The organism is Pseudobutyrivibrio xylanivorans (assembly GCF_010906925.1).
GTDB lineage: Bacteria > Bacillota > Clostridia > Lachnospirales > Lachnospiraceae > Pseudobutyrivibrio.
In genome coordinates this window covers 411327-432524 of the sequence record NZ_VTVE01000003.1, presented here as the reverse complement: position 1 = coordinate 432524, position 21198 = coordinate 411327, and the positions used below count along the sequence as shown (strand labels likewise).

18 protein-coding genes are annotated in these 21198 nt (G+C 39.6%); 3 read left to right on the top strand and 15 right to left on the bottom strand.

All coding sequences use genetic code 11. The features are described 5' to 3' along the window. Position 1: 1 nt before the first annotated feature. From F0Q01_RS11225 to F0Q01_RS11205, 6 genes are all read right to left on the bottom strand, one after another. A complete protein-coding gene (locus F0Q01_RS11225) occupies positions 2–1399 on the bottom strand; it encodes a tetratricopeptide repeat protein (RefSeq protein ID WP_090488976.1) in 1398 nt (465 codons plus the stop codon). A gap of 22 nt (positions 1400–1421) precedes the next feature. Next, complete coding sequence (locus F0Q01_RS13790; protein ID WP_177209289.1) at positions 1422–1568, bottom strand: hypothetical protein; 147 nt, start codon at positions 1566–1568, stop codon at positions 1422–1424. Positions 1569–1580: 12 nt separating this feature from the next. After that, positions 1581–2996, bottom strand: a complete 1416-nt coding sequence (locus F0Q01_RS11220; RefSeq protein ID WP_090488975.1) for a DUF342 domain-containing protein — start codon at positions 2994–2996, stop codon at positions 1581–1583. Positions 2997–3126: 130 nt separating this feature from the next. Next, a complete protein-coding gene (gene deoC, locus F0Q01_RS11215; protein WP_090488974.1) occupies positions 3127–3804 on the bottom strand; it encodes a deoxyribose-phosphate aldolase in 678 nt (225 codons plus the stop codon). 339 nt (positions 3805–4143) lie between these two features. Next, a complete protein-coding gene (locus F0Q01_RS11210; RefSeq protein ID WP_090488972.1) occupies positions 4144–6792 on the bottom strand; it encodes a valine--tRNA ligase in 2649 nt (882 codons plus the stop codon). Between the two features lie 610 nt (positions 6793–7402). After that, on the bottom strand, positions 7403–9010 hold the full coding sequence (locus tag F0Q01_RS11205) for a hypothetical protein (RefSeq protein ID WP_090488971.1): 1608 nt from the start codon (positions 9008–9010) through the stop codon (positions 7403–7405). A gap of 709 nt (positions 9011–9719) precedes the next feature. On the opposite strand from F0Q01_RS11205, the gene F0Q01_RS11200 reads away from it, so the two are divergent. From F0Q01_RS11200 to F0Q01_RS11190, 3 genes are read left to right on the top strand one after another with little or no spacing between them, the layout of a single operon-like run. Next, positions 9720–10997, top strand: coding sequence for a hypothetical protein (locus tag F0Q01_RS11200; RefSeq protein WP_143096663.1), 1278 nt, complete (start codon positions 9720–9722; stop codon positions 10995–10997). Between the two features lie 14 nt (positions 10998–11011). Beyond that, positions 11012–13186 carry a hypothetical protein gene (locus F0Q01_RS11195; RefSeq protein WP_090488969.1) on the top strand — a complete coding sequence of 725 codons (2175 nt, stop codon included), beginning with the start codon at positions 11012–11014 and terminating at the stop codon, positions 13184–13186. 43 nt (positions 13187–13229) lie between these two features. Next, on the top strand, positions 13230–14105 hold the full coding sequence (locus tag F0Q01_RS11190; protein ID WP_090488967.1) for a hypothetical protein: 876 nt from the start codon (positions 13230–13232) through the stop codon (positions 14103–14105). On the opposite strand, the gene F0Q01_RS11185 is transcribed toward F0Q01_RS11190, so the two are convergent. From F0Q01_RS11185 to F0Q01_RS11150, 9 genes are all read right to left on the bottom strand, one after another. Continuing rightward, positions 14102–14899 carry a Cof-type HAD-IIB family hydrolase gene (locus tag F0Q01_RS11185; RefSeq protein WP_090488965.1) on the bottom strand — a complete coding sequence of 266 codons (798 nt, stop codon included), beginning with the start codon at positions 14897–14899 and terminating at the stop codon, positions 14102–14104. The genes F0Q01_RS11190 and F0Q01_RS11185 overlap by 4 nt on opposite strands. Positions 14900–14911: 12 nt before the next feature. After that, positions 14912–15850, bottom strand: coding sequence for a glycosyltransferase family 2 protein (locus tag F0Q01_RS11180; protein WP_163927243.1), 939 nt, complete (start codon positions 15848–15850; stop codon positions 14912–14914). 15 nt (positions 15851–15865) lie between these two features. After that, positions 15866–16753 (bottom strand): glycosyltransferase family 2 protein, encoded by an 888-nt coding sequence (locus tag F0Q01_RS11175; protein WP_090488961.1) that lies wholly within the window; start codon positions 16751–16753, stop codon positions 15866–15868. Positions 16754–16812: 59 nt separating this feature from the next. Next, the gene (locus F0Q01_RS11170) at positions 16813–17661 is read right to left on the bottom strand and encodes a DUF4422 domain-containing protein (RefSeq protein WP_205467985.1); all 849 of its coding nucleotides are present in this window, start codon (positions 17659–17661) and stop codon (positions 16813–16815) included. Between the two features lie 60 nt (positions 17662–17721). Further along, entirely contained in the window at positions 17722–17859 is a 138-nt protein-coding gene (locus tag F0Q01_RS13785; protein WP_176753672.1) for a hypothetical protein, read from the bottom strand. Positions 17860–17974: 115 nt separating this feature from the next. Then, positions 17975–19060 carry a glycosyltransferase family 2 protein gene (locus tag F0Q01_RS11165; protein WP_163927241.1) on the bottom strand — a complete coding sequence of 362 codons (1086 nt, stop codon included), beginning with the start codon at positions 19058–19060 and terminating at the stop codon, positions 17975–17977. 66 nt (positions 19061–19126) lie between these two features. Next, positions 19127–19981 (bottom strand): hypothetical protein, encoded by an 855-nt coding sequence (locus F0Q01_RS11160; RefSeq protein WP_090488955.1) that lies wholly within the window; start codon positions 19979–19981, stop codon positions 19127–19129. 153 nt (positions 19982–20134) lie between these two features. Then, positions 20135–20761: a hypothetical protein gene (locus F0Q01_RS11155; protein WP_090488953.1), complete on the bottom strand. Its 627-nt coding sequence runs from the start codon at positions 20759–20761 to the stop codon at positions 20135–20137. A 202-nt stretch (positions 20762–20963) separates the two neighbouring features. Beyond that, on the bottom strand, positions 20964–21107 hold the full coding sequence (locus F0Q01_RS11150) for a FeoB-associated Cys-rich membrane protein (protein WP_090151326.1): 144 nt from the start codon (positions 21105–21107) through the stop codon (positions 20964–20966). Positions 21108–21198 lie beyond the last annotated feature (91 nt).

The window sequence follows — 21198 nt, the reverse complement described above, 5'->3', positions numbered from 1 at the left end:
ATTATTCACCAACATCCGCTGCGCTTAACTCGGTATCATCTGCCGCAATGTAAACCGCAGCTTGTTTGCCCCATTTATTTTTTGGATAAAGCTCCACTACCTTTTCAAAACACTCAAGTGCTGCCTCTGTATCACCTGTAAGTCTGTAGCTATCTCCTAAAAGGAAAAGTGCAGCACCATCTTGGTATGATTCATCTATATCTACTACAGTCTGGAAGTTTGCAATAGCGCTGTCGTAATTTTCCTCTGTGTAGAATGTATTACCATCGTTGTAGTAACCCTCGATAATAGTAGGCGACAACTCTGCATAAAGGCTATCATATGTAGCCTTACCAGCTTCTCCAAGTACATCTTTGGATACCAGCTGAATATATTCGCTAGCGCCCTGAGCATCACCGTCAGCATATAAATTCTGAGCTGCCATAAGATTCTCATAAGATGTAGGAATATCCTGCTTGTTATCATAAGCATTTAAGCTTTCCTGCAAGTCATCAATTTCATTTTGAAGCTTTTTATTGTCAGATTTTGCAGTAGCAAGCTCCTGATCCAATGCCAAAACCGTCTCGGTATTACCGCTAGTCATATTCTCTTTTACAGTAGGAACTACAAGGAAAAAGCAAATCAAAAGTCCAACAACAAGTCCCATAAGAATATTCATGAAGCTGGCCTTGGAGTTATCAAGCATACTTCTAAATGAATGCTCCGACATGATAACCGTGTCATTGCCATCTGCAAAGGTAACAACATCATTTCTCTTTTTTCTTCGGCCAGTATTCTCTGCCTTGAGACGTTCCTTTACCTCATGGATATATCGAATAGTAGTTGTATTATTACTATCTATTTTTGAAATAGCAGAGAGAATTTTTCTTGCATCCGCATATTTTTTATCCTGTATGTATAAAAGTGCTAGTAGCTGATTAGCTTTGATTAAATTAGGATTCTGGCTGATTACTTTTTTCAACTGAATCATAGCTAAATCTCGGCTGCCTGCCTTACAATATTCAATTGCCTGATTATATTTTTTAATGGTGGAATTAGCCTTGCTAAGTAAGCCTGGATTGTTTTCTATTTCCGCCAAATATCTGTCTGCATTAGGGTTGTTCTCCTCCTGAAGATTCTTAGATAAAACCCATTCATTGATAGCTCTTACCGTCTCTCCCACTTGGTAATAGCACAGACCAAGTAGATTTCTTGCTGTGGTATTGTACTTGTAATATTGCAGAGATGACTTGAGAGCTTCAATAGCGCCAGATATATCTTTAACTTTAGCCTTTTCTAGGCCCTGATTATAGAACACATATGATGTGTAAATGATTTGTTTATATAACAAAATATCGGCGCCGCAGTTGAAACAGACTTTACTATTTCCAACCTCGGCACCACACATAAAACATTGCATTTATTATTCTCCGTATGCTTGCCTATTTAGTCCCGTTGTTCTGTTGAACAGTCATGTTGTACAAGAGGTCTGTCAAATCTGTCAAATCTCTTGCCTTAATATCTGCCTCCGCCTGCTCTACTTCGATAGCAGGCTCGTATTTTTTTAATTCTTCTTCAAAATCAATCACTTTAGTACCTCATTAATTGCTAGCTGCTTGTTCCACAAGTCTGGTGAGTTTAACGCCTTCTTCGCTCTTAGAAATCTCCACTCTCTCATGATTATCATTAATAGAAACATGGTGATTATCTATTGTGATATTGCTACCAGCATACACTCTTCTATAGACCTTGATAGTTGCATCTTTGCCAGAGACAATTATCTCTTTCATTTGAGCAAGACGCCTTGTCTCTTCCTGTACAACAGCCTCATCTCGAATTCTAACTCTAAGAAGCTGCATACGTCGTGGATCCTCTTTAAAGTTGATTCCCCTCTGCTCTCCCAGACGGTCAAACTCCTCGATACCTTTTTTTATCTTTGCAACATTGGATGAAATTGACTCGATTTTCTTGGCAAGAATATCAAATTCGGCCAAACGTTCTTCATCCACACCAACTGCAACATTTGTTATTGTTCCAAAGGAATTACCTATGTCATTAGCCTCAATACCCTGCACTGCAGACACAAATCCACCTATGATAGAGGCATTATTGCCAGTAAGTTCTATTCTTCCCTCACAACTTATTTTGCTCTTGAAGAAATAGTCAGCACTAATATTGCCCGCGCAAGTTATAACTGCATACTCCACAAACTGAGCTGTTATATCACCCTTGCAACTAATGACAGTCTTTTCATTGCCCTTAACTCCAGAAAGTAAGAACAAATCCTTGCCTGCTCTGATATCACAATCCTCAATCAATCCATGGATAATCACATTGCCGGCAGCATCTATAATAGCTCCATCATGAACGCCACCATGAACAATAACATCTCCATTGAATTTGATATTTCCTGTCTCAATGCCAACATCACCGCTGACCTCGTGAACAGGAGATACATTTATCTTGCCCTGGTTAACCTCGATTTTGCCATCAAGCTTTGCAGTATATGTCAAGTTGTCATTTGAGCGTTCAAAACCTCTACCGATAAGTGGTGGCAAATCTCTAACTGGCTTTGGCTCTAAAACCTGACCACGGACAGACATACCGCGAGCACCCTGTACCGCTGGATGATAAACTGCGATCACATCACCCTCTTTTACAGTCTCAATTGTCTTGATACTCATGTAGTCTGCAGTTCCATCTGGCCTAATGGTAGGCTTGTGATTGAACTGAGTCTCAAAGCAATATTCAAAATAACCTGGTGTACCCTGAACCTGAGCAGTACCCTCTGCAACAACAATAGGCCTTCCATATACAGGACTCTCAGCAAGGCGCGCAACTGCCTCCTGATCAATACCAAAGGAAACATTGGCACTGGTCAAGAACCCAAGTAACTGTTGCACAGAAAACTTGGGTACATCATTTTTTCCATCCGGGATTTTGAAGGTCATAGTTGCCTGCAATCCATCGGACGAAACTTGAACTTTTGGAGCAAATGCGCTAACAGCCTCAGCCATAGGTCCCCCATGAAATGCCTAAAATTAGTTTATGTTACATCATATTAATTATATTAGTTTATTCGTCATTTGTCATTGAATTTTCAAACAATAACAGAATTTTCATTAAATTTTCATTATTAGGCACAATTTAGTACTTTCCGTCGTTTGGAAGACCCTTAACAGCCTTAACTACACGGCTTGTACCAAGACGGCTTGCTCCAAGGTCAATAAACTTCTGAGCATCATCAAGATTTGCGATACCGCCTGCTGCCTTAATCTTTTTACCATTTGTCATATGGTCTGCCATAAGCTTGATATCATCGAATGTAGCTCCACCTGTAGAGAAACCAGTAGAAGTCTTGATGTAATCAGCATCTGACTTTGAAACTACCTCACACATCTTAATCTTCTCATCATCTGTAAGAAGACAGCACTCGATAATAACCTTTAAAAGCTTGCCCTTGCATGCAGCCTTGATTGCATTAATTTCAGCGAGAACATCATCATATCTGCCTTCCTTAACCCAACCAACATTGATAACCATATCAACTTCCTCTGCACCATTATCTACAGCATCACTTGCCATAAAGCACTTTGAAGCTGTTGTTGCATAGCCATTTGGAAAACCAATAACTGTACAGATTGGAAGATGTCCGCCCTGCTCCTTAACATATTCTGCAGCCTGCTTTACAAAGCTAGCTGGAATACAAACTGAAGCAGTCTCGTACTTCATTCCATCATCAACAATACCCTTTATGTCATTCCATGTTGCATCCACACCAAGAAGAGTATGGTCACACTTGCTTAAAATATTCTTTACATCCATTATTTATAATCCTCCTTTAAATCGAACAGCCCCGTAGTTTTCCGTGCTCCCGCAAGCCAACTCCCATTGGTCGCAACAGAAACTCCCCGCCGGCGTTGGTCCCCTCTGTTGCACCCATGGGGCCCTCTTGCTCGCGCTTGCCTAGGTTGTGTGGCTGTTCATGTAATACCAGCCGGTAGGCATCAAGCTCTAAGGCTTGTAGCCGTAACCACCGTCCCATCAGGTTGTGGCCGCCTCGTAACCTAAGCCGGTAGGCATCAAGCTCTTAGTTCTCTCAAGCGAAGCATTCTACGCTGAGCGAAGAGAATCTAAGGCTTGTGGCCGTAACCGGCGCCGCCTTTAATTCATAGAAGCTAAGCGTGCCTCAACCTGTGCCATCATTGCCTCGTACTTGGCAAGCTTCTCGCGCTCCTCAGCAACCTTTGCTTCTGGTGCCTTGCTCATGAACTTTTCATTTGAGAGCATGCCACGAGAACGTGCAAGTTCTTTTTCTAGCTTTTCTTTTTCTTTTGTAAGACGCTCTTTTTCCTTCTCGAAGTCTACAAGGTCCTCAAGTGGAACAAAGAGTGTTGCATCTGGGATAACAGCTGAAACAGCATCATCACCAATACCAAGCTTATCTGCCTGAACAATTACATCTGTTGCACCAGCAAGTGTTGCAAAAATAGGTGTAATCTCATCAAATGTAGCACGTACATCAGCATCCTCAGCAACGATGTGGATAGCAGCCTTCTTTGAAGGTGGAACATCCATATCTGTACGAAGCTGTCTCATACCACGAACTACATCCTTAGCACGCTCTACCTTTGCCTCATCTACAGGGTAGTTCTTAGACTCATCATACTCAGGCCAAGCTGAAAGCATGATTGTCTCCTCCTCACTCTGAAGTGTACAGAAGATTTCTTCTGTAATGAATGGCATGAATGGGTGGAGCATCTTAAGAGCATTAGTAAGTGCATATTTTGCTGTATAAAGTGCCGCATTCTTGCTAGCTGTATACTCTGCAGAGTACATACGTGGCTTTACAATTTCGATATACCAATCGCAGAACTCATCCCAAATAAAATCATATACCTTCTGAACAGCGATACCAAGCTCAAACTTGTCCATATTTTCAGTAACATCTTTGGCAAGTGTGTTTACCTTAGAGATAATCCACTTATCCTCTGTAGCAAGTTCAGCATCAGCTGGCTCTGTTACTGCATTATCTGCAAGATTCATCATGATAAATCTTGATGCATTCCATACCTTGTTTGCAAAGTTACGGCTATTTTCTACACGCTCGTTGTAGAATCTCATATCATTTCCAGGTGCGTTACCTGTGATAAGTGTAAGACGAAGTGCATCAGCACCGTAGTTGTCAATAATCTCAAGTGGATCGATACCATTTCCAAGTGACTTAGACATCTTGCGTCCCTGAGAATCTCTAACGAGACCGTGGATAAGTACTGTGCTAAATGGTGACTTTCCTGTGTGAGCATATCCTGAGAATACCATTCTGATTACCCAGAAGAAGATGATGTCATATCCAGTAACAAGTACATCTGTTGGATAGAAGTAATCAAGCTCCTCCGTCTTCTCTGGCCAACCAAGTGTTGAGAATGGCCAAAGTGCTGATGAGAACCATGTATCAAGTGTATCCTCATCCTGCTTCATGTGAGTATGTCCACACTTAGGGCAAACTGTTGGTGCCTCTGAAGAGCGAGCTACAACTGTCTCACCACACTTCTCGCAGTAGTATGCAGGGATTCTGTGTCCCCACCATAACTGACGTGAAATACACCAGTCACGGATGTTCTCAAGCCAGTGTAAATATGTCTTGTCATAATTCTTTGGAACGAATGTAAGCTCGCCTGTCTTGATTGCCTCAATAGCTGGCTTTGCAAGCTCTTCCATAGCAACAAACCACTGTGGCTTAACCATAGGCTCAACAGTAGTCTTACATCTATCATGTGTACCTACATTGTGTGAGTGGTCCTCAATTTTAACAAGGAGTCCCATCTCATCCATCTTCTTAACGATGATGTCACGAGCCTCATATCTATCCATTCCCTCAAACTCGCCACCGTTTGCATTGATAGTAGCATCGTCATTGAGAACGTTAATAACTGGAAGATTGTGTCTCTTACCAACCTCGAAATCGTTAGGGTCATGTGCTGGAGTGATTTTAACTACACCAGTACCAAACTCCATATCAACATACTCATCAGCAACAACTGGAATCTCACGATTTACAAATGGAAGCATTACAGTCTTTCCGATGATATCCTGATAGCGGGTATCCTTAGGGTTTACAGCAACAGCTGTATCGCCAAGCATTGTCTCTGGACGAGTAGTTGCAAATGTAACAAAACGACCTGGCTCACCTACAATTTCGTACTTCATGTGCCAGAAATGTCCTGCCTGCTCCTCATGCTCAACCTCAGCATCAGAAATAGATGTCTGACATACTGGGCACCAGTTGATGATACGGTTGCCCTTGTAGATGTAGCCCTCGTTGTAAAGCTTAACAAATACTTCCTCTACAGCCTTAGAGCAGCCCTCATCCATTGTGAATCTCTCGCGCTCCCAGTCAGCAGAAGAACCCATCTTCTTAAGCTGGTTGATGATACGTGTTCCGTACTCATCCTTCCAGTCCCAACACTTCTCAAGGAATCCCTCACGACCAAGGTCGTCCTTTTCAATGCCCTGCTTCTTAAGGTGTTCGATAACCTTTACCTCAGTAGCAATAGCTGCATGATCAGTACCTGGCTGCCAAAGTGCAGAGTATCCCTGCATTCTCTTATATCTAATAAGAATATCCTGCATTGTATTATCAAGGGCATGGCCCATGTGAAGCTGTCCTGTAATATTTGGAGGTGGCATTACAATAGTAAATGGCTTTTTGCTGCGGTCCACCTCAGCGTGGAAATAGCCATTCTCCTCCCACTTCTTATACAAACGATCTTCTAGGCCCTTAGGGTCATAAGTCTTTGCTAATTCTTTCATCTCTAACTATCCTTTCTCCGTTAATAGTAACGCGGCAATTTATTTCTTCATGCTCCCGCAGGCCATGGCTATGTAGCCGCTTTGCAAACTAAGCCAGTAGGCATCAAGCTCTTAGTTCTCTTAAGCGAAGCATTTTACGCTGAGCGAAGAGAATCTAAGGCTTGTAGCCGTAACTGGCGTATTTAGCCACCACATTAAGAACGCCCTGTGTACGGCAAATTGCTGTACACAGGGCGTTGTTTGACGCGTTACCACCTGCATTTATCACTCATCTTATTCCTTACGGGAACGACTCGGGTTGGCTTGTCCGCTCAAAGGCGCTTTGTTCACCACCTGCTCCGAAGCTACCTTCCGCAATTCTATTCTAGACCACCTTTCAGCCGGTGAGCGGTCCTCTCTACAGAACGAGCTCTGCGTACTCCTCTTCATCTATGCATTTAAACTTAACTAATAATAGAAAAAATTCCTCATTCTGTCAAGGCTTGGTAATAGGGTAATAAGGCAGTACCGCATTTGCGATACTGCCTTAATTTTGCTATCTGAGTGCTTTATCTCGAAAAGGACATATAAAACGTTAGTCGCTTCCCCCTATCCTTTTTCGAGTATTTTATTACTGTACATTTATTGTTGTTACAATATCTTCGCCTGAGTTCATGTCTAATGTAAGTGTGTGCTCACCTGATGCTAATGATCTCATAATTGCTGTATCAATTGTAAGTGAGAATACACCGCTTGGACTCATGTATACCTTAAATTCGCCGGCGCCAGCACTTAAACGCTGACCATCAACGTAAACATTTAATAACTCTGAAGTTGGACCAGCAACAAATACGCTGTAACCTGTGTCCTTAGTTGCATCATAGATTGTGTTAGATGGTGAATAGATAGCCCATCCAGCATCAACCATCATATTTCTGATAGCCGCAAATGCTTCCTCAGTAATTGAATTAGATGGAGCACCTGAACCAGAACCACCACCAATTACCTCATCATAAATTTGAGCGAATAACTCTGGGTTATACTGTGCTAAATATACCAGCGAATTAATAACAGTTTCATAACCAGAATAATCATCAATTACCCAATACAAACCATTATCAATATCTTTTGCTGACAATGTATAATACTGACAACTATTTGGTGCAGTTGCTGCAATCTGTGCCTTTTCTTCATCTGATAACTCTTCCCACTCAACAAGTTTATCATTATCCGAATCTACAAACCAAATACCTACATAATTTCCCACTTCATCCTTCTCAAGAGATACTAATGTAATAGCATGACCATTTAAATACTTTTCTTCTGATTGATCCCAGAAAGATACTCCAAGGGATGCTGCTCCACCGTACTCAGCTAATAATGTTTCATAATCAGCAAATATATTTGTACTTAAATCACCACTATCAGATAAATATACTGTTACATCGTCACTATTAATTTCTGGAACAAGTCCTCCCTGTGGAGCATCTACCTTTAACTGACTGAATCCTTCCATTCCATCATATGGATAGTAACCATCGATAAAATAGCTGAGCGCTCCAACCTGATTTGAACCCTCATCTGTAAAACATGCTCTAAAGTAATCGAAAACCTCATCCTCACTCTGGAACACCTCATTAGTTAATGGGTTAATAGCATTCTGTGGGTAGCCTGCCTGCCACAGTACATCTGCTGCTGATGCTGCCCAGCAAAGATTAGAATCATAACCCTCTTCGCCATACTTTTCAGCATCTACAATATCATCTGCCACAGTATTATCAGGGCCATCTGGATATCCAGGTGCAGGTTCCTCATCCTGTGTATCATCCACATCTGTATCGTCTATGTCCGTATCGTCTGTGTCGTCAGTATCTGTATCATCTGTATCGTCCACGTCTGTGTCGTCTACGTCTGTATCATCTGTGTCATCTACATCTGTGTCATCTACATCTGTGTCATCTACATCTGTGTCATCTGTATCCTCCACGTCTGTATCTTCATACACCTGATCAGATTCTGCCGCTTCTTCATCTTCTGTCTCATCTTCTGCATTAGTAGAATCAGTTCCCTGAACTACTATTACAACTGCACTAGCACTTTCCTCAGATACTTCATGAGTCTCAGTTACTTCCTGAGTTTCTGCCTCTTCCATAGCGAAAGACGTCATTGGCTGGCTAAGTGCCACCGTTACAGCCATAGCTACGCTAGGAACGCTTAACCATAGTTTCTTGTTTTTCATAAACACCTCATTCTTCCTTAAAAAAATAGTTACTCCCGCGTCTAAGATTCTCTCCTAAAAATAGCACTCCACCGCAGTTGGATAGCATCCCGCAATACATTTACTGTATTCAAGTCAAATCAAATGTAGTCATCTGAGTCTTAGACGCTAATGTATTTGCAAACATAAAAAACACTATTATTAAATGCTTTTATGTTGCTAACAAAGTTGTCTCGAGAAAAAGTGTTTCACTTTTCTCTCGAATATATTACACAATTATTACATAAAAAGAAAGTCTTTTTTGCAACTTACTCACCTGTGTATTTTTACGCACAAATACATATTTATCCTTTATAATCTACTATTCCTTATCAATTCAGAATTTTTTAACGGCCATTTTCCCTCGAAAAATACAGGGATAGCCCAGTTTCATTACACATCTTTTAGTGATAACAAAAAAAAATTTACTTGTAATCATTTAAAATCTGTGATAAAGTATCGCTCGTGTTGATTTGACACATTCATTGGCGTGTCAGCCAAATTACCCAGTTTAGGTTTTATTTTTAATCAGTTTTTTTAACCAAAAAGAAAGGAGGACTATCTCACAATTTAGGCGAAATACAAGCCCCTAAACTATGTAACTATCAGCTATATTTTTATTAAGGAGAAAGAGTTTATGAGAAAATCAAAAAAATCAACAAGGGAAGACTATACCCTTTTTCAAGACATAATGGATACTTATCGCTATCCAGACGGAACATTAAATAAAGTCGCAGTGTTTATTTCAACGCTAGCGTTAATTCTTTTAGTTACTGTTGGACACTTCGTCATTGACGGAATCAAACATATCAGCAAAATGAATACCGTCACAGCCTCGGAGCTGACCATCGAAGAAATCCAAGACTACATTACAAATTCCTATTTGGATGCCATAAGTAAATATGGAGATGGCAATATTAATCAGGATAAAGCTAGGGAAAATATTTTAAAAATGTTGGCGGAATATTTGGAATCAAGCAATGGATTTACAGACCAGCAGCAAGAGGCTCTTAATAAGATAATGGAAGAGTATCTTCTAAGCACAACCATTTATGAAGATGTTAATAAAAATTCTAATGACATCAAAAACATTTCCAATCTAATCGAAAATAAATATTCCGAGAACAAAGAATATATTTCTCAGTTGAAAGAATTACTTCTAAATGAGATATCCGTAAATACGAATATTGATGAATTCCATTATAAGGAATTAAATGAACAGATAGAAAAGCTTCAAAACTACGCCGACAATCGAATGGCTGAAAACCATTCCAATTTGAACTCAATGATTAATGAACTTCGACGTACTTACGAAAATTCTCTTGGTGCAAAAGATTATGTGGAAGGAAATATTTATAATGCTGGCGATTATGTAATTTTCAACGAGCGCCTTTACATATCAACTATCGATAACAATTCATCTTCACCGGAAAACACTGTTGGCTGGAAGTTATCTGATTTGGATGAAATCATTAGTAATTTGCAGCGTACAGCTTTTGAAGAAATGGAAAGAATGTACAAGGAACTTTCAGATAGTTTAGCTGAGCAAAATCAATATCTTACAAATCAAATTAATGAAACTAATGAAAATCTGACCAATCAAATCAATGATACAAACCAGAATCTGACAAATCAAATTAATGACTCAAACCAAAATCTCACTAACCAAATTAACGACTCAAATCAGAATCTCACTAACCAAATTAACAACTCAAATCAGAATCTCACTAACCAAATTAACGACTCAAATCAGAATCTCACTAATCAAATTAATGATTCTAATGCATATTTTTCAAATGAGATAAACACTGTAAATCAAACTATCAGTAATCAGGGAAATGATTTTCAGGCCCAAATCGATGCAATCAACAATTTACTTCACGATAAAAACAAGACATTTGAATTTGGCTACAACTCCCAAACAGGTGCATATGGATATTATGTAAACGGTCAATTCAAGCCATTTTAACAGAGGATAGAGTTATGAAAAAATTTCTAAAAACCGCAATTAATATCCTGCTATCTGGCACTATCATAGCAGGAACATTTATAAACACCGGAATCATTTCTTCAGCAGAAGAACCCCAGGGGCAAAAGATTTTCATCCCCTTTAGAAGTGATTTAGTAAAATATGTCACCAGCAATGCCGGAAACAAAGACACCATCATTCAATCTCAATGGTTTAGATTGTTTAAAGAAGAGACAAGCACTCCCAACTGGGCCAGCACCTACTACAGCGACTACACCAGCTCAACAGGAATCACCCTTTCTTCTAAAAACACTCAAGTAACATACAATTCCAGCTTTGATCCATTTCTTTATAGTACTATCACCTCAAATTCCGATTTTATTTCCAATTGGATAAATACAACCCCAGTTGTATTTGAAGGTTATTGCAATAGCTATAAGAACCATCCTGTTTTCTGTGATGGAATCATTGACTTAACAAAAAATGGCTACATGTTGGGAGGTGGCTATAAGAAATCCAATAATATTTTCGAATACGGATTTACGAAAAAAGATTATTGGGATTTAAAAGTACTAGCAATTCTTTCTTTCAAATGGAACGAAATTAGCACCACACAAAAGAACTGGTGCAAAACCTATTTACCTTATCTTGTTCCTGACTATGAAGCCCGAGGTGCTAGCGCAATAGCTGCAAAAAATAACAATGAAGCCCTATATTACTTAATGACTATTTCAAATGAGGGATTCAATTCCACAAAAGGACAAGAATTTTTCAGCTACGCAAATAGCAATAATCAGATTCGTATAGGCGAATTATTTAATAATATATTTTCTGCAAATAAAAAGACTGGAGACATCCGCACATCTGATGTTTACACCGAAGTAAATCTGAACGGAATCTTCGGCGGAGATGGAGATTGCGATTACAGCGGAAATAGTCTCGGTGATGGAGACTATGATTGGTTTGCATATAACATTTGTTTTTCAGGGGACGGTATTTGGAGTCGTATCAGAACTTTTGTAGATGGTGATTCAACTGCTGCAATTCTAAAAAAAGAATGGCTCATTCGATACTACGCAAAACATTCTTCAAGCGGTCCTTCCAGTGCCGTGGCAGATGCCATAGCAAAACAAGGTCAAACGGAAACTTTAGTCTGTGGCTCTGCTATGATGTCTGGATGCAACAGGTCAGTGTGGGATCCAAATAAATCCGGATTCTACTGCCCTGGTCACAGAGCCACCGGTTCTTTCACAATTCAAAAGCCCGTAGGCGTAGAATCTATCAGCTTTTCCTCAAGAGCCAGAGGTTATAAATGGCAAATTGTAGATACATCTACAGGAACAGTTATTTCTGAAAATCTTGATAATTACAGTGTTTCTCCAACTATCACCCTAGATGCAAAATATATATGGTCCACCTCTATTTCTGTTTACGTAGAATCTTATTTTCAAATCAACGATCAAATTATCGGAATGGGCTCATGCTGGGCTCATCAGGAAGATACTAGCGTAAATTGGACCTACGTCGTTTTAAATCAATGTGAAGTAAATGGTCATGATTATCAGTATTCTTATCATTTTGACGCCAATCATAAATCATGTACGGCCGAGGGAATTTGCCGTGGATGTGGAGATAGAAAAACCTTCGTAGATTCATCTATCACAAAAACTGAAGATAATTCAGCCTATATCTACACTGCTGATTTTGCCCATACTCCTGTTGCCCCTAGAAGCACTCGCGTAGGAAAAACCACTGGGACATACACATACCGTGCCAGTGACAAGGCTGCAATCTCAGGCAAAACCCATGATATCCAAACAGAATCAAGGACCTATACAGGCGAAGGTTTTACCCTTCACACCTCTGTTTCAGGCACCTGTTCTCTAGCTTCCGGCTACATCAAACCTGGCGCAAAATCCATTACGATTTCCGCTTCGGGTTCCAAAAATACATTTACTATATACAACAAAAAAGGGGGAGTAATAAAAACCATTACTCTTATGACCCTCTACCAGACCGAGACCAAATATACCTTTGATTTAAGTGACTGTTCTGACTCACAGTTAGAAGGTGCCTACGTTGTAATCAATATGTACTCCGAGCAAGAACACTTCACTGGTTTGGAAATTGGTGAAAGCGCAAAAATCACTTCCACCATCAATTTCAACTATATAACCATAAAATATTAAAGAAAACCAATTGATATTTTCAAATTATAGAGGAGATTTTCACATGAAAAAAAGAGAAATTGGGATAGCCATAATATGTGCTGCAATTTTTGGATATTCATTATCAACCACAGTAGTTGCCGCTGAAGAAACTATAGATAATAATATATGCTCCACCAGTTGTGATGACAATCATGAAGACAGCTTAGATTCTGATGAAAAGGGTTTAAGCTCTGACGCATCTGAAACAGAAACTGAAAATGAGGATTTTGAATCTAGTGATTCTGCCGCTGAAACTGAAAATGAGGATTTAGGTTCTGATGACTCTGAGACAGAAACCAAGAACGAGGATTTAGATTCTGATGACTCTGAGGTAGAAACTGAGAACGACGCTTTAGATACTAGCGATTCTCTATTAGAGGTTACCGAAGAAAGCTGCACCGATATCTGCCACATAGATATCATCTATAATCAAGAATACTACGTCATTGAAAATTTGTGCCCTACAGGAGAATTGGAAGTGATGGAACTATCGGCTAGTTTCAGTGTCAAAAAAGGGGAGCCTCTAGCTGTTGACTTAGATAATATCTCACCAGAAGTTAAGAAAATTATTTCTTCTGTAGATCAGCTATCTAATAACATAGACAATAGTTTTGAAATCAGAGCATACGTATATGCGGATAACAAAGTAAAGATAGAAAGCATTAGTAAAAAAGATGTTGAAACTGTATCCTGCCAAGTAACTGTAATTAGTGACTCAAAAGATTCAGATGATTCTAACAAAGAAGATACTTCCGAATCTGAAACACCTATTAACTCTGGCAGCAATGATTCTTCCGCTGGTCAGGATAATTCAAATGAATCTTGTAATGAGGATTTTTCATTGCAAGAAAAAAGAACTGACTCCACCTGGGAGGACAGTTCTAGTTCTGATAACTAAATTAAATTAAAATGCTTAAGGGCATTGTAAATGCCATCCTTATCAAAGGCCGTAGTGACATAGTCCGCTGCGGCTTTTGCTCTATCTGTGCCGTTGCCCATAGCAATACCAACTGCTGCTGTCTGAAGCATCTCCAAATCATTTTCGCTGTCGCCTACTGCATATGTATTCTTAGGGTCAATACCTACTAGCTCACAGGCCTTAAGCATTCCAGTTGCCTTGCTGTGTCCTGCTGGCACAAGCTCACATACGCCTGAGTTATGTTCAATAATTGAATAGTGCTCAGATAACTTCTCAAAACACTCAATTCTTTTGTCAGCCTCAATATCTGTAGCGCAAGACATCTTATTGATTACCCAATCGCCGTAATAATCGCCACCGATTGGCACAAGATCCTCGCCTACATCTCGGCGAAGAATATTGCCAAATCCATCATCAAATCCAAACTCGCTATCGTCCATATAGATTTTCTTAGGCCCCTCTAATATAGGACGAATACCGTATTTACGAACTAGCTCGATTGTTTCCTTGGCAAATCCCTTATCTAATATTTTTTCGTAGATAATTTTGCCATCAATTTCAATGTGGCAACCGCAAGAACAAACGATGCCATCAAATCCAAGGCTAAGTAAATCCTTGTCCTGAATAAAAGCTCTGGCTCTACCACTACATATAAAAGCTAAATGACCATTTTCTCTAAGCTTTTTAATAGCCACTCGAGTGCTATCAGGTATGTATTTGTCATAGTTCCAAAGTGTACCATCTATATCAAAAAATACTGCCGACTTTTCCACGTAATAAAACTCCTATACCCAAAGTCTCATCCATATGTTGTGATGAGCTCTGGTAAAATTCTTTTCTCTGTAAAATTTAATTCTAAATAGCTTAGGTCTTGTACTGATGTTTACAAAATCGCTAAGGACCTTAAGCTTATCCTCTGGAATATTTTCAAGCTTAAGTACCTCTCTGGCAAAAGACCTGGCCTCATTAATAAATGCCTTCTTTTTTTCAATGAGCCCCTTAGTGTCTTCCATGTTGCGACGGATTTTGTCCATAGTTGTCTCAGTTTCAGCACCCATGGTATTGTATCCGGTCTGCCTGTAATAAACAAGTGGTTCATCAATATATTTAATCTCTCCAAAAATAGCAGCCAGCTCCAAAAGCCATGCATCATGCATTGGCACATACTCCCAGTTAATAGATTTCTTGGAAATAGCAATATCCCTAAGGCTCCTATTAATACACATAGCTGTGCCTGCTGCTGGGTTATCAATTAGAATCTGCGTATATGCGATATTTTTTGGAGAGCGACCTATATATCGTATAAACGAATCTGACATGGTAGATAATTTATCATCCACCACATACATATCAGTGAAAACTGCGGCGGGAACAGTATCATTCCCAGAGACAGTCTCCATCATGGCATCCATCATCTTTTGCATTTTGTCAGGAAGCCATACGTCGTCCTGGTCGCACAAGAAATAATAGTCAGCTTCACTTTTATTTAATAGATAAATGAAATTGGCCTTTGCGCTACCTAGGCGATTACCATATATAATCTCTATCCTATCTGGATATTTCTCATAGTACTCGTTAATAATTGCAGCGGTATCATCAGTTGATTCATCATCGTGAACCACCAGTCTAAAGTCCTGAAAACTCTGCGCAAAGATACTATCCAACTGCTCTCTCAAGTACTGACTACCATTATATGTAGCCAATAAGACAACAATATTTTTCATAAACATTCTCCAAAATTATCGGTTAAAACCGTACCCCGTTTTTGTTACCTTTTTAAATTTCAAATTGGCAATAAAAATATCTAAGTTAGCAATGGTGCATGTGAGCTTGCCAAACAAGTTGCTTTTTCTAAACTGAGCCTTGTAAGTAATCATCTCATGGAGTCTAAAAATATCCTCCTGCTTGAAATAATCACACTCTGAAAGCAGCTCCAAAAAATCATACACTGAATCGTCAGTGGCGGTAGTATCTGCTGAAATATTATCCCCAGTAAATCTGTGATTATAAACTGGACTGCCTCCACAGAAACTATGAGTCTTGCCAGCAGCCATCATAAGTAGCCATAAGTAATAATCATCCGCCCCATTTACCCTGACAAAATGCTCCTTCCAAAACTGAGGAACTGCATCCCTTTTTATAAGACACTGACCAGGGGAAATAATCTGAATCCCCACATTGAGATATGTCTGCAAATTCCAAATAAGCTTCACATGGTCAGCGGTGCGATACCAAACTAAATTGCTGCCATCCGCCTGACCTAAATTCGCATTTCCGATAATTATATCAGCAGGATTCTTAAGGGCCACCTCCATCAGTCTCAGCAAACCGTCCTCAGCTAGCAAATCATCCTGGTCCAAAAACATCACATACTCGCCAGTAGCCTCAGTAAGTCCACTGACTCTACTGTAGTGAATCCCCCTATTCTCACTATTAGTTAAAACCCTAAAATACTGACCTCCATTAGCAGGCGCCTTAAGAGTCTTCCATGGACTATCATTTACAAGAATCACTTCCAGCTCATGGCCAGCCTGTGCCAGCATCTCTCTATTTTTCTCCATGCAGCTCACATAGTCCTGCATGTATCTATCCCCCTCATAAAAAGGAGTAACCACAGAAATTTTCATAATATTTCTCACCTAATAATAGCTTACTAACAGGCAATTGCTCATAGCCAATCAGTGTGCTACATGCTCTTAGAATATTTTTTGCCAAAGAATTTAGCCTGTAAAAATCCCATTATCTTCTTTGGCCAATTAATAGGCTCCATATCTATCACGTTGCATTCTACAACAGAAAGACCCTCCCCCTGTTTTTTTAGAATCCAAACATTGAAAAGAATCTCGCTAACTCGACCAAATAATCTAGCAGAAAATGCATCAAGTCCATCCACATCGATTTCTTTTTCAAGCTCGCCTAAAATATCAAAAAGCCAAGTGCAATACTCATCCAAATATTCCTTAGGGAAAATAGCCATGTTAAACATATATCCCCATGAGCGCTCATAAACTCTAGCTAATGCTGACATATACTCTGGGTATTTTTCCCCCACAATTTTCTTTGCCAAATCAAGATGACTGCCATCTAAAGTATGTGCATAATGAGAGTACAAACTCTCAATATAATAGCGACGTTTCTTAGGAACCACGATATCCGCCCTAGTCAAAAGAGCAGTAGCCTCATCCTCTGTAAGCACTGACTGAAAAGCTCCGTGACTCTTAATATAGTTGCGGGATTTCATAGAAAAATATCTGCGATAGTGAACCAGTCCAATTGCATCTGCTTCCACATTTTTCCATCCATAATAAAGACCTGTCAGCTCACAATAATATGGATTCTTCTTGGAAATATTGTCCCCGTCATCATCTCGTAAAATTGCCCCTGTCTCCTTGTGTGCCTTTGGCAAATGTGCTCCTGGACAATCCTTTACTCTGATTCCTTTTTTCCCTTCAGCTCCCATCTGAAGTGGAATGTAAATCCCCTCCTCCGGTACCTGATAAGGCTTGTGTAACGCAATTAATAATTTTATATCCAATATTAACTCCTATTAAAACTATAGGGCACCTAACAGGTGCCCTACAAATACAACCTCTACTTACGAATCCTCTTCGTCCTCTTCATCTGTAATCGCCGCTGCCGCTCCAGACACCGCTGAAACAACTGCAATCACAGCAACTATAACAACCAAAAGAATAAGTGCAAAAAAGAAAATTAAAAACCCCTGATCTGTCATCCTTAACCTCCTCTTTAAAAAACCTATGTTGATTATACAGCTAACCAAACCATAAATCAAATTTCGACCCTACTTTAGTAAACAAAGCCACCCGCTTGGGGTGGCCGTAACTATCTTATCTAATTTGCTTAGCTCTATTAAAGAGTCCTGGGAAATGATGCTTGGTATATCCCATAAGTCTGGCTCTTGTAAGAGCTGTGCCAAACATGCCCTCAGCAAGTGGCTTATATAAAAACTTAATGATTTTAGAATCATTAGGTAAATATTTGCGAAGCTCCTTGTATGCCTCTGTGCCCTGCTGCTTCTTGCACCAGGCTAGAATGTCATCGCATTTTGCTCCTGCCTCTAGCTGGCGAACCATAGCTGATTGAAAGCTTCTGAAATATTCCTTAGAAAGAATTCCAAGGACCTCAAAATCGCAGCTCTTCCATTTTTGCTGCTGGTCGTAAATTCTCTTTACCCTAATCTTTTGTAATTCAAAATAGTCATCAATAGCACCACCAGTAAGACGTGGCTGGCCCTGATTTCTATAATGATAAAGTACATCATTTATGACTGTAAGACTATTAACATAATCAAGGAAATCACAGTTAAAAAGAATATCCTCTACATGCTTAATGTCCTGAAATCTGACATTATTTTCCTTAACCACGCTGGTCTTGTAGCACTTGTTCCATGGATATCCAAGCATGGTAATCTCTTCCATCTGCATAACCATCTTGTGAATAAGTGCTGGGTCGTTGGTGGTGACTGTGTCATCATCATAGTCCATATTTTCAAGGGAAATCCCCTTCATGTACTCAACTCGACCCTCAGAATTGCGGTAGTCCTCAGTAAAGCTGTACACCAACAAATCTACAGGATTCCTCTGAAGCATGGCTGCACAAACTCTAAGCAAATTTCGTTCATATAAATCATCTGGATCCAAGAACAAAATGTAGTCGCCTGTGGCCTTTTCAATACCTGTGTTGCGGGCTGCAGAAACACCCATATTGTGGTCATGTCGATAGTAGTAAAATCTATCATCACGCTCCAGGAAGCTCCTAGCCACATCTCCAGATTTGTCTGGAGAGCAGTCATCGACAATAATAACTTCAAAGTTGTCATAAGTCTGCATCATCAAGCATCCTAAGGCATCACCAATATAATCGCCCACTCCGTACGTAGGCATTATCACGGAAAACTTAATATTGTCGCTCATATTCCCATGATACCAAAAAACGCCCAAGCTGTTAATACCCATGATTCTAATTGTTGTCCCACAGTATTAATTAGCAGATGCCAGCTCCTTTTTATAGAATGTGGTACCACCATTTTCAACCACATAATTTTTGTAGGTCTGTTCCTTTTCCTTGTCCCCCATCTTTTGGGCTACTCTATATGCATAGTAAGAAGCACGCACTCTTGCTAAATTTGTCACCTCTGCTGCAGTTGCAACCTTCTCAAGCATCTTTAAAAGAGCCTCATACTCCTCCATATCCCACTTGCTTGCAAGCTCATAGATTACCGCGCCACTGCGATATATTTGAAGTATATCTGGAGTAATTCTCTCCTCCTTATTTATCCTTTTCATCTCTGCCATCTCACGTCCCATGGCGCGAAAATCCTCAAGCTTTAAATATACTTCCATCTTGAGAATCGCTCCGTATATACGTGACAAATGAGGCTCGGCATACTCAGCCATTTTATCTATATATTTTTGAGCTAAATCAGTATAGCCACCCATGATTAGAGTTTTAATCATGGTGTAGAAATTTCTAGCTCTTTCCCTTTTGTTACGGAATTTGAGAATAGATATTCTCTGAACCCCAAGCATTTTTTCAACATTGCAATCCTGAAGTAAAATGGTGCTAATATATTTTCTTCTTTTTTGCAAAAAGAAAATATATCCTATAATTACAACTGCCACCAAAACAGGCAGAATAATATCTCCCTTAGGTATCACAAATTCAGGTTTTATTAAAGTAAAAATCGAAACCGCTAGAACAAGCAATACCGCCAGCTCCCATATTCTAAGAGTTTTAATATATCGTCTAGTATCTTCCTCTTCAGCTTTATCAGCACCTACCTTATCCAATTCAGCCAACAATTCATCCAGCTCTTTGTCTTTTATTTTCGACATGCTCAATCCCCTTTTCTCCTAACTATCTCTGACAATCTTAATTATTTACTATGATAAATTATAATCACCATCAATGCAAAACCTTGTCCCAAATAGTAATGGCAGCCGCCAAATTGTAGTAGCAACTGCCAAATGTTTATCTTTTACATTCTCCTATGCTGGGAAGTCGATTGTAGGCATAGAATCCACTATTTCCTGGAGGGGAGACCAGCTCATTGGATCAAAATCATCCTCGGAATTCTTATCATCTGAAGAGTCATTCTTGCCCTCAGATTTACCAGAAGAGCCCGCTTTCTCTGATGCCTCCTCCGATGTGGCAGGCAGGGCCTCATATCCATCAGAATTTTTGAATTCCTTAGCCACCTCATCAAGGGCAGCTATAATGTATTCCTTGTATGGGTCCTTGTCCGAAATTGCAGACAAGGATTCCATAATAATGTCATTTACCTCTTCTTTTGAGTCAGCATTTTTAAGTCTGCTCTCCAAAGCTTCTGCCATGCGTCTGATGCGAAGATACTGCAAATACAACTCAGGGTTATGCTGCTTTAGATAGTTTTCCTCTTTGGTGGTAAGCTTCTTTCCACTCTTAAGTTTTGCCATGATTTTCCTCATCATTTTTTCGTCATTCTGAGATTTATCATTGCTAGACTCGCGGACTTGTTCTCTAATTTTAGAAGCTATTTCTTCTCCCAATCTAGCTCTATCTTTTTTGCTATCATTTGGTACTTCAAAATTGAAATTTTCCATTTTAATACTTGCACCTAAAAGCACTTTATCCATTAATCCCACGCCCTTTCATTAATATTTTCTTAAATAAAAATATAGGAGTCTTCAATTGTTGCTTACCATCTCAAGCAGAGCTATATCCCAATAAAAAAGGGTATCAACAGACTTCAATCCATTGATACCCGTAAATCCTTTTACTAAGTTATAATCCTACAAATATTATATCGGTAAAAGAACTATATTTTTAATATTAAATTTAGTGGCACCCACAACTTCCGCCACAATGACCACAGTCACCACCGCAAGCTGGGTGTTCACCACGCTTGTGAGCCTTAACCATTGAACGCACAATCGCGCCAACGACCAACGCTAAAATTAATACTACTATAACTGTACCCATATTAATTACCTCAAATCGTCAGCCAAGCTGACGTGTACTGCTAATAATCACTGGTAGATAACAAGCTATTTTATTCTCAAGCAAGACATGT